The organism is Bacillus sp. JJ1533, assembly GCF_036965045.1.
GTDB lineage: Bacteria > Bacillota > Bacilli > Bacillales > Bacillaceae_L > Ferdinandcohnia.
In genome coordinates this window covers 21754-31879 of sequence record NZ_JBALOV010000040.1, presented here as the reverse complement: position 1 = coordinate 31879, position 10126 = coordinate 21754, and the positions used below count along the sequence as shown (strand labels likewise).

Sequence of the window (10126 nt, the reverse complement as noted above, 5' to 3'; positions counted from 1 at the left end):
TCTTAAGGAGGAAGCCCTACTATGAATTTTAAAATGCAAGACAAACAAAATCAACTAATAGAAAGAATTTCCGATAAACATTTAATCGTCGGTGTGGATATTGCTCAACAATTTCACGTTGCACGAGCTATAAATTACCGTGGAATTATAGTCGGAGATCCCCTTACAATTGAAAATAGTGAAGTTGGTTTTAAAAGATTATTAAGTTGGATTCAAAGTTTACAAGAAATGAATAATTTAAATGCAGCCATTGTAGGAATGGAACCTACAGGTCACTATTGGAAAAATATTTCGAAATGGCTTGATGAACAAAAGATTGAGGTAGTAACTGTAAATCCCCACTTAGTAAAAAGGAATAAAGAAAATCGCGATAATACTCAATCAAAAAGTGATAAGAAAGATGCACTAGTGATCGCTGATATGGTGAAAAACGGATACTATTCTTTTATCAGTCTATCCTCGGAGTCCTTCGAAAAGCTCAGAGTATTAATATCAAATCGAGATGTGATTGTAAAACGACTTGTAAGCTCAGCTAATCAGATTCATAGATGGGTAGATATTGTCTTCCCTGAACTCAGACAAGTGTTTAAAGATATAACATGTAAAGGGGCAATCGCAACCCTTCGATTATTTCCAACTCCTATTGAAATAGCTTCACTAGAACCCTACGATGTCATGAGGGGTTGGAAGTCATTAATGCAGCGACAACCTGGTCCTAAAAAGGCTAAATTACTTATTAAATTAGCAAATTCATCGATAGGAACAACTCAAGCACTGGATGCATATAAATTTCATTTAGAACAATTACTAGAAGAATACGACCTTACCATAAAACAACTCGATAGAGTTGAACAACAAATCAAAGAAGAACTCTATAAAATCCCTTTCGCACAGAAACTCCTTATGATTAAAGGGATAAGTGAAATTTCATTGGCTGGTATTTTAGGAGAAGCAGGAGACTTAAGTGGATTTTCTCATGGTAATTCTTTATTAAGACATGCAGGACTTCATTTGGCAGAGGCAAGTTCAGGAAAATGGAAAGGACAGATTGTGATTTCAAAACGAGGTCGGTCTAGGTTACGGCGTTTCCTTTACTTAGCTACCATGAGCCTTGTGATGAACAACGATGAGTTTAAAGCACTTCACGCACTTAATGTGAAAGTCAAAAAGATGAAGAAAATGAAGTCTATTATGAAGTTAATCGGTAAATTAGCAAGAATTTTTGTAGGAATAGCTAAGCGTAATGAGGAATACTGTCCAAGCAAATTGAAAGAAACAATCCCTTTAGCAGCTTAAGAATAAAACTTTTAGACTTACACAAAAGTAGTAATTTTAATTTTGAATGTTGTCTTATTCGTAGGAATTCAAATATGTACGGAGTACCAGGTTTCTTCAACATAAGGGCAATGTGACCCATCAGGATAGCATAACTGGCCTCCACCCCTTGGATAGGCATGACGAAGGAATGAGAGGGCGTTTGACCCGTTGAGACATGGGAGGGAAAGCCTCCAGGGGCGGCGTGGAGATGTACATTATATGGTAAAATATGGAGTTTCGGCTAACTCCTTTATTTAACTATGTCTTCACGTAGCCACAATGATCTGAACTCACTTCTATTACCTATAAATCCGTTTTAAAGGGATATGAAATCCTGCGAATAAGAGAGCATTCGAGAGATATTCGTATCAAACTGAGGGAGTTGAATAAGCATTACCATAAAGATTTTTACGAGAGATATTGTCTTCCTGTTTTAAAGTAAGTTAAATTCCTTCTAACAAACAAGAATTTTTGGTTTTAATTCCCAGTAAAAAAAAGGATATCTATATCGATATAAAAAAGGTATATATCAATCCAGAAAGGGTGTTTGACTTGTTTAAAAAAGGAATTATTTTATTACTTACACTTATTTTATTATTAGTTTTAGTATCCTGTGGATTGGCCGATTCTCAGAGTTCTAAAGAAGAAAATGTAGAGGAAACGCTAATCGCAGATAAAGAGAAAGAAAATGTAAAAGATGTACGAAAAGAAGGAAATAAGTTAGAAAATGCAGATATAGATAGTGAGCAAGAGGGCGATACAAGAGAAACTACAACTGAAAAAGAAGTTGATACAAAAACAGAAAACTACGACAGTTCTAAAGATACTTATAAGGAATCTACAGAAAGCACACCAACTGTTACAGTAAAAGTAGAGAAGAAGATTGAAAACAAATCAACTTCAACATCTACTCCTGCTCCAAAGAAGGATAGCATTACAACTAAAACAACAACTGCTACGGAATCTATCCCATTCCAAACAGTTACACAAAATGATGCTAACTTAGAGAAGGGCAAAACAGTCGTAGTACAAAATGGTTCTAACGGAACAAAAACTATCACGTATAAAGAAGTCTACACAAATGGAAAACTAACTTCTAAAGATGTTGTGTCTTCTACTGTAACGAAGCAACCTACTAACAAAATTGTAAAAGTAGGAACAAAAGTGGTTCAAGCGGCTCCAACCTACCAATCAGCATCTAAAGCTCATAGCATCCTTAGTGGTTCAGGCGTTCTATCAAAGAACGGAAACACATACACAATTAGTGATGGCTTTGGATATATGGTAAAAGTTGAGGTCGGAAGTAGCCATGTAGATAGTATTTCCTTCAACGGGACTACCTACTACGCATGGAAACACACTTCAAAAGCCGATTTAGTTTCTGCTCTTGGAGAAGAAGAAGGTACAAGAGAATACAATGCTATTCAAAATGAAATTAGAAACGTTGAATCTGCTGTTCGAGCGGCCGCTAATGCTGTTTATGGTAGTGGCACAGCAAGTGCGAACTCTTTGTATAGCCAAATCCTAAACAATGCTACTTCTGGATTCTACAAAACATTCTAATGTGAATGAACCAAATTGGTCCTTCTCCTTGGGGGAGGGATTCTCTTTTTTAATTTTGATATTATAAAAGTTAGTACATATCATAAGTGTTGTGATGTTAAATATTTAAAAGTATCTTAAAAAAGATCTATAACTTCGCTATTAAAAGTTTGTGAAGAATTGTACTTAAACTATAGGGTGCTTTAGTTTAAGAACGTAAGAAAATAGCTAAGTTCATATAGAACTGAACTTCTATATTTACAACGAAGATCTCCGCTCTTATTAAATCACAATTTAAATGAAAGGAGTTCTTAGAAAACCGATTATGAGAACTTATCTCCTCACATCATATTACATTAGAGACAATAACAAATTTTCTTTCATACTTTTCTTCGGATGATACCGAACCTATTATTTACTTTATTCTCAAATTGACCGAAAATATATAACAAAATTAAAGAAGAAAAATTTAAATAATAGAGTTACTTTTACAATGCTTATATCTGAGGCTAGGGTTGTTATATCAGATAGAAAAGAAATTGACGGTATATTAAGTATTACGACTTATGAAGAAATAGAAGTAAAAGAGGATATTGCAGAAATAATCAGGAGAGCATCAGAAAATAACATTATTGCTATTGAAGTAATTTAAAACTGATGGTAGACTTTGGCAGAACTAAGGCAGAACATTTAGTTTTATCCATGGTATTCTAATAACATAGAAAAATATCAAGAAAGCGTCCTAAATTGATTTTAGGGCGCTTTTTTTATAATTATTTATTAAAAAGATTGTCGAAAATTCCACTGTTTAGTAATATGAATTAAAAATAGTAATTATAAAAGGGGAAAAATATGAAGAGATTTGGCTTTTGTACTTGTTTACTAATTTTACTATTTTTATTGGGATGTTCTGATAATGAAGAGTCTAATAAGTATCTTGTAAGTTTAGAAATGGGAATTGAGGCTTTTGAAGAGGAAAGATATGAAGATGCAGTTTCAGCATTTAAAATTGCTCTTGATGAAAAACCTGACGATATGGAAGCGACTGAATACCTAGTAAAAGCGGAAATGAAACTTAATAAAAACGAAAATGAAGACAGCTCGGTTGAAAACGAAAATACTGTTCAAGTAGAAAATTTAGAACAAGTAGCATTTGAATATCAAGTGAATCAAGTGGTTGAAGATTCAGGTATTAGTGTTTCTGTTGAAAAGCTTGTATTAATAGGACAAGAACTGTATGTTTATATGACAGTTGATAATAAAAGGGATGAGAATATTAGGTTTAGAAGCTATGATCAAGTCCTATTACAAGATGGGCAGCAATTTGAAGCTGATGATACTCCTGAAGCAATAAATATTATTAATGAAAGAATATCTTATGAAATATATCCAGGATATCATTCTACAGGCATAATCGTATTTCCTTTAAAAGATCCAACTAAACCATTTTCACTAAAGTTCGATGTATTAAATAAAGGACTTTCATCTCAAATTGTAGCGAACTTTGACTTTACTTTACAATAGATTGTCAAGAAAAACTAAATCATGAAACGTCTTTCCAGATGGAGAGGCGTTTTTATTATGTGCTTTTTTGAAATTAAAGTTCATTAAAAGGATATCTAGAAATTCAGGACAAAGAGTTATTATGAATGAGGTGATTGTTTGAAATTTGCTGTTCATCTTAGAAAACAACATCGAGAACAAATAGAACGAATGACTTTATGTTTACCTAAAAAGAATAAGGCTGTTAACAAGTATATGAAAAAGAACAAAGAAAATTTAAGTCGCAGAGATTTAGAGGATCTAATGGGTACCAGGAGAGATACATTCAAAAGGGCGAGAGGAGCTGTGAGGAGGAAGTACTAATTTACTTTTTATTAATTTGTTTAATAATCTATTTTTTTGAAACCATTTGTTAAGTTCACTTTTCAAAATTATTATTGCTGTCAACAATGACAAAACTTCAGTTATTAATTTAATATATTCCATAACTATTCACCTCTTCCTAAGTATTATCTAATTTCAAATTATTTAAGCATAAGAAGCAGTATGGAGAAATTTTCTAAACTCTTTAAAATCTAATATGTTTGGCCGATATAATTTAACAGAAAGATTTTAAATAGGTGGGATATTCGATGGTCATATTTATTATTATTTTTATTATGCTTGGTTTCGTTTTAGGTTATTTGCTTGGATTTAAATTTTCTATAGCTTATAGTGTTTTTTTAATTTTAGTAGTAGGTTGTTTTTCCAATCCCTCAACGGATGATTTTATTGAAAGGGTTGTTTCTCCACTTGCTGATAATCAACTTCTTTCTGGTGATAAGAGTGCTGTTGGTTTTGGCATCGTAAATATGTTAAATGGTGGGTATGAAGCAGGAGTTGATCGAAGTAATTATTACTTGTTTAGCCTTTATGAAATATCCATCCCAAATATCGAGGGCAAATATATTGGAATCGCAGGTACATTTCGACGATTCTCAGATGAAGGTAATACAGATAAAGTAGCAGCAGATCCAGATGATTCTCAATCTATTATATATTCGTCAAACATAAATGAAACTAATTCTAAATTTAGTACTAATAAAACGGTTCAAACAACAAATGAAACGGCAAACAACATTAAGGATTCGACTTCATCTAACTATCAGAATGATCCTCTTCACCAATTAAAACAGGATCTTGATAGTTTTGTAATTCCATATCAAAGTGGGATAAGTTTAAATTGGGAAGTAGAAATTGTTAATGATAGATTAGAAGCAACTGTTAAAGATATTTCTGATGAGAAACTAATACTTTTCGATACATTACATAGTGAAAATAAGACAAAGATTTTGGAGGATTGGGGAAAACAAGTATTTAATAGTGTGAGTACCACAGCTTCTCATCTCAATTTACCTTGGTATATTTATGTTGGAAGTACTTGTGGAAACTATTACCCTTCGTCATTTTCTAAAGAGGTTTTAGCTAATTTTGATGGTTCTTGTGGCCTATCTTTTGATATCTTATTTATGGATTCAAATTTCGAAAAAGGAACCATATTCTTTGAATATGACTTAGTTCCTTATTAAAAAGAACTTATCTAAGCATCCTTTCGAGGGTGCTTTTTATAATGCATTAATGTGAGGAGGAAGTAAGTAGCGTAGTAAAAAAATAATTTGTATAAAAAAGTTTAAAAATATATACAAAAAAACAAACCAGTATATGAGTGTTAATCATATACTGGAAAATGTGAGGTTTATACAATAGCTAAAATAAGACGAATTAAGGTTAAAATAGTTATTGCAGTAGTTAGAACAATCCCCAAGATTGCACAAACAATTGTTACCACGTCAGTTGTTTTCATTTAACTGCTCACCTCCTTTACAGCCAGAGTTGTAGTGCTAATACAACCCTGGCTGTATATTTTATATGAATAATTTTACTAATGTGAATGTTTATAAGATAAATAGGACAAATACTTATAAAAACCCTACTTTTAACCAAATAGTTAGAACATTTGTCTGCAGACGATTCTATTCACAAAAGGATGGTTTCTATATCCAAAAAAGGTTGGGGAACGGATAGGATAGGGTATTTGAAGGATTAGGGTTAAATTAATTGCATAGTTCCTTTGCTTTGGTGCTTCAGTTACATATGCTGTGAGGTTCCAACTTTGAGGACTAAGGATTGGAGATTAATTTAACGAAACCTAAAGGAATATAACATCGTATATAGAATAAGTATTTGATTACATATTCTTGGAGATCATACATTTGAAAAAACTATTACTGTTTTCATTGATATCACTCTTTTTATTCGGTTGCAGTTCTAATATTCATAAGAACATTAGTGAGAACATGGCCAGAGATACTGAACAGATTCTAAGTATTTTTGATTCGACAATTGAAGAAGACAAGGATCTTACAGAAAAAGATAAAGAGGTTATGCTTCATTATCAAGCAGCATATGGCGTAGATACAAGCAAGTTGTCTGAAGAGGAAAATAGGTTGTACCTATTGACAGAAAAGTTAATTAGAACACCCAAATTGTTTATCACTTTGGAAAGCGACAAAGATAGATATCAGCAAACGAAAAAAATAATCCACAATGTTATAAAGACAGGAGAAATATATGATTAAGGGCATCTCATTACGAGGTGCTTTGTAAACACCACTACAACAATATATCTGCGATCACCACTCAAGCCATGTGGAGTGTATCTCGCAACTCATTTTAAAGAAAGGCAACTAACCCTCTGGGCGTTGCCTTTTTAAGTTTCTTGTAAAGGATTGACAAAGTTGTACTTAATATGAACACTGCCATCATGAGTACATGTGAGATGAAGAATCTAATAAAAGAATTTGAATCATATATGAAATTAGTTGAGTTGAAACAAGAAGAAAGGAAAAAAAATACCCCATAGATGTTCCTAATGGTTCGAGCCATTATGCTATTATTACTGGCGTGAAAAAAAATGGTTTTAATAAACGATTTAAGGTAGGGGACTTTATCCCAATATTAGAAACCGAGTACGAGAGGTTGTTTGCCTGGACTCTTGCTGAAGGAGAGACATCATTGGTAAGTGATGTTTCACCGGCGGTTAAGTCATTAAATTATTGGAAAAACATTGGTGAGGTAATTAGAATTGCATCAGCTTTTGCAAATTTATACGAACATATTTATGAAATGAATTATAACTGGATGTATTATTTTGATCCCTGTATTTCCCTGAATGATACAAATTGTTTTGATAATGATCATATAGGATTTGGTACCTTTAACGGAGCTGTTCATAATATTTCATATTTTAGACATATAAGTCCCATCATGGAATTACTTTTGAGAGATGATAAATTTTATACGGCAGCCAGTATCTTTCTCAATTCGTTTGAAAGTCATTGGTTCTGTTTACATTGTGAGATTAGTAAGGAGCCATATAAAAAACACGAAAGTCATGAACCTTATAAATGGGAAGAGGCATCGTTAATAGCGAAAATGGAATCTGCATTGGTACAAAGTTGTAGAGCAGTTGAAGCACTACTAGGAAAGCCGGGTAGGAGGGAAGACAAAGCTAAAGTCATAAGAGCCAAACAAAGATGGAAAGAAGAAGTAAATGTCAATCCGGATGAATCCTACTACAATACTAATATGTCTTATTATGATTACTATTATGAACTCTTCGAATTGAGGAACTCCTCGTCTCATAGTTTTGGGGTGTTACCATTTAATGTTTCGAGAGAAAATACAATTAATGCACAAAGATTTTCTTTCTTAATCTTACATGGATACTTTGAAAAGAATGTATTAGAAGTTGAAGAGGCATCTAAACGATTAAAGTTTTGTGAGGAATCTGTATTGAATGAAAAGGGTTATTAATAACCTATCAAATTATCATGATAAAAAGCTAGGGAATAAATCTAAAGTTTCCGTTTTGAGGTGAACTTTCTAAAAATACACCTCAAATGACATTAAAATAGACCGTTAAAGAGGCAAATAAAAAGCCGTTGGTCAATTTTTAATCAACGGCTTTTTTCATCCTTAATAACTGATGGAATTCTTGTTATATGGCTTAGTCTTATATTAAACCCGATTTCATCTGCTCATTCTTGATTCTGAATAAATTTAACGGCATTTAAACCAATCATTTGGGAAGGCATGGAAGTGTTGCCATCTGGTAAAATGGGGGAGATGGAAAGATCGGCGACTTTTAGGTTCTTGGTGCCAAAGACATTCAGATATCCATCTACAACGCCGTCACGAATACTCGTGGCCATCTTGCATTGACCTCCAAAGTGGAAAATATTCCGATAAGACGCTCTTACGTAACTTTCTAATTTTTTTCGCTGTTCGTCCTTATCCTCTATCTCAAAGATTTTTTCAGGTGGGTATACAACCTTGTAAATGCCTTCAGGGTCGAGTTCACGCGCTTTCTTCATAATGTGGAAGGTCTCAATATACTGATCAATCATGAAATTTAGATCATCAGGATCTCCAAGTGGATTAAGGTCGATGGAAGGATAGGCCTCAGGATCGCTGTGTGCAGCCAAAATAGTACCCCTACTTTTTGGGTTTAGGTCAAAAAGGCCAATACTCATAATATTGATCCTCTTTTTCGGATTAAACCCCCAATTATTAGCTAGAACATCTTGAGTAGGGAGAAACGTTGGTGTTGGAGATCCATATATTTGAAGCCGTCTGCCTTCACTTCCACCGTCTCCTTTAAAAGCTCCCAGTGGAAATGGATTGTCTGGGTCTGCTGACATGAGATCTAAAATTCGCTTGGTTTTAACTGCTACTCCCATTCCGGTCGTAAAATGGGCTTGAAAGTTATGCCCCACATTTGGGTTGTTTATAAGTGTTTCAATACCTGCTCTAGCAAGATCATCCGGTTTACCTATTCCAGAACGTTGTAATATAACAGAGGAAAAATTACCTGCACTAACAATAATCCCCTTCTTAGCGAATGCTATATTTGATTTACCATTTCTAACAAATTCTACTGCCACGGCAACTTGTATTCTACCATCTTGTTCAAATAAAATTTTATTCACCGTTGTTTTAGCCAAAATAACTAAATTTCTGCTGCCAACTCCAACCTCATCTGGATGGAACTCATTACCTTGTGTCACAATTTTTCTATTTAAATATCCAGTGGCAGTAGATGAGCGAACGAAGCGTCCATTCACTTCCTTATTTAAAAATTGTGATTTAAAAAATGTACAATCCCTTATACCAGTATTGTAATCCTCAACAATAGGAATATTTAATACATCTGATGTTGCTTTTGCTAACGTAACGGTAAGCCCGTCCTTGGGAATAGTTTGCTGCCTGACAAAGATGGGGCCTTTTCTTCCGCGTTCTTCAGGTTCTTGTGTCTTTCCCGTATAAGTTTCATTTTCTATGAATAAAGAACTTACATTATTATAACTCCACTGAGATCCAACTGCGTTTGCCCACTCATCATAAAGTTCACTGCTCCCCCGTACTGCATACATGGCATTATGCTCGGAGCTCCCCCCGATGGCTCTGCCACCTGAGATTCTAAGCTGCTGATTCCCAATACTTGGCTCAGCATTTGTAAGCATATTAAAAGAATGTCTATTATCAGAAGCCAGTATTCCTGATACTGCACCAGAAGGACTGCTTAGCTCTTTAACCATATTTGTTCCTGGTTCAAGGACAAGTACAGATATACTTGTGTCATCCGATAATTTTTTTGCAATTACTCCACCTGCAGTTCCAGCGCCGATTACAATATAATCAAATGTATTTTTTGCGGACATTT

At 33.8% G+C, this 10126-nt stretch carries 8 protein-coding genes; 7 read left to right on the top strand and 1 reads right to left on the bottom strand.

Annotated features, from left to right (window positions below; genetic code table 11):
- Window positions 1–21: 21 nt before the first annotated feature.
- The 7 genes from V7138_RS21550 to V7138_RS21520 all read left to right on the top strand — a co-directional run bounded on the left by V7138_RS21550 (window position 22) and on the right by V7138_RS21520 (window position 8217).
- Window positions 22–1296, top strand: a complete 1275-nt coding sequence (locus tag V7138_RS21550) for an IS110 family transposase (RefSeq protein WP_335401449.1) — start codon at window positions 22–24, stop codon at window positions 1294–1296.
- 573 nt (window positions 1297–1869) lie between these two features.
- The gene (locus tag V7138_RS21545; RefSeq protein WP_335401447.1) at window positions 1870–2880 is read left to right on the top strand and encodes a G5 domain-containing protein; all 1011 of its coding nucleotides are present in this window, start codon (window positions 1870–1872) and stop codon (window positions 2878–2880) included.
- Window positions 2881–3352: 472 nt separating this feature from the next.
- On the top strand, window positions 3353–3511 hold the full coding sequence (locus V7138_RS21540; RefSeq protein ID WP_335401445.1) for a hypothetical protein: 159 nt from the start codon (window positions 3353–3355) through the stop codon (window positions 3509–3511).
- A gap of 200 nt (window positions 3512–3711) precedes the next feature.
- Entirely contained in the window at window positions 3712–4383 is a 672-nt protein-coding gene (locus tag V7138_RS21535) for a hypothetical protein (RefSeq protein ID WP_335401443.1), read from the top strand.
- A 611-nt stretch (window positions 4384–4994) separates the two neighbouring features.
- Window positions 4995–5930, top strand: a complete 936-nt coding sequence (locus V7138_RS21530; protein ID WP_335401440.1) for a hypothetical protein — start codon at window positions 4995–4997, stop codon at window positions 5928–5930.
- A gap of 684 nt (window positions 5931–6614) precedes the next feature.
- The gene (locus V7138_RS21525) at window positions 6615–6980 is read left to right on the top strand and encodes a hypothetical protein (RefSeq protein ID WP_335401437.1); all 366 of its coding nucleotides are present in this window, start codon (window positions 6615–6617) and stop codon (window positions 6978–6980) included.
- 436 nt (window positions 6981–7416) lie between these two features.
- Window positions 7417–8217, top strand: a complete 801-nt coding sequence (locus V7138_RS21520) for a hypothetical protein (protein ID WP_335401434.1) — start codon at window positions 7417–7419, stop codon at window positions 8215–8217.
- Window positions 8218–8441: 224 nt separating this feature from the next.
- On the opposite strand, the gene V7138_RS21515 is transcribed toward V7138_RS21520, so the two are convergent.
- A complete protein-coding gene (locus tag V7138_RS21515; protein ID WP_335401432.1) occupies window positions 8442–10124 on the bottom strand; it encodes a GMC family oxidoreductase in 1683 nt (560 codons plus the stop codon).
- Between the last annotated feature and the right edge of the window lie 2 nt (window positions 10125–10126).

Bases quoted from the DNA above. Each gene is read 5' to 3' on its own strand.
- V7138_RS21515 (WP_335401432.1), bottom strand. From the start codon at position 10,124: ATGTCCGCAAAAAATACATTTGATTATATTGTAATCGGCGCTGGAACT.
- V7138_RS21530 (WP_335401440.1), top strand. From the start codon at position 4,995: ATGGTCATATTTATTATTATTTTTATTATGCTTGGTTTCGTTTTAGGT.
- V7138_RS21550 (WP_335401449.1), top strand. From the start codon at position 22: ATGAATTTTAAAATGCAAGACAAACAAAATCAACTAATAGAAAGAATT.
- V7138_RS21540 (WP_335401445.1), top strand. From the start codon at position 3,353: ATGCTTATATCTGAGGCTAGGGTTGTTATATCAGATAGAAAAGAAATT.
- V7138_RS21535 (WP_335401443.1), top strand. From the start codon at position 3,712: ATGAAGAGATTTGGCTTTTGTACTTGTTTACTAATTTTACTATTTTTA.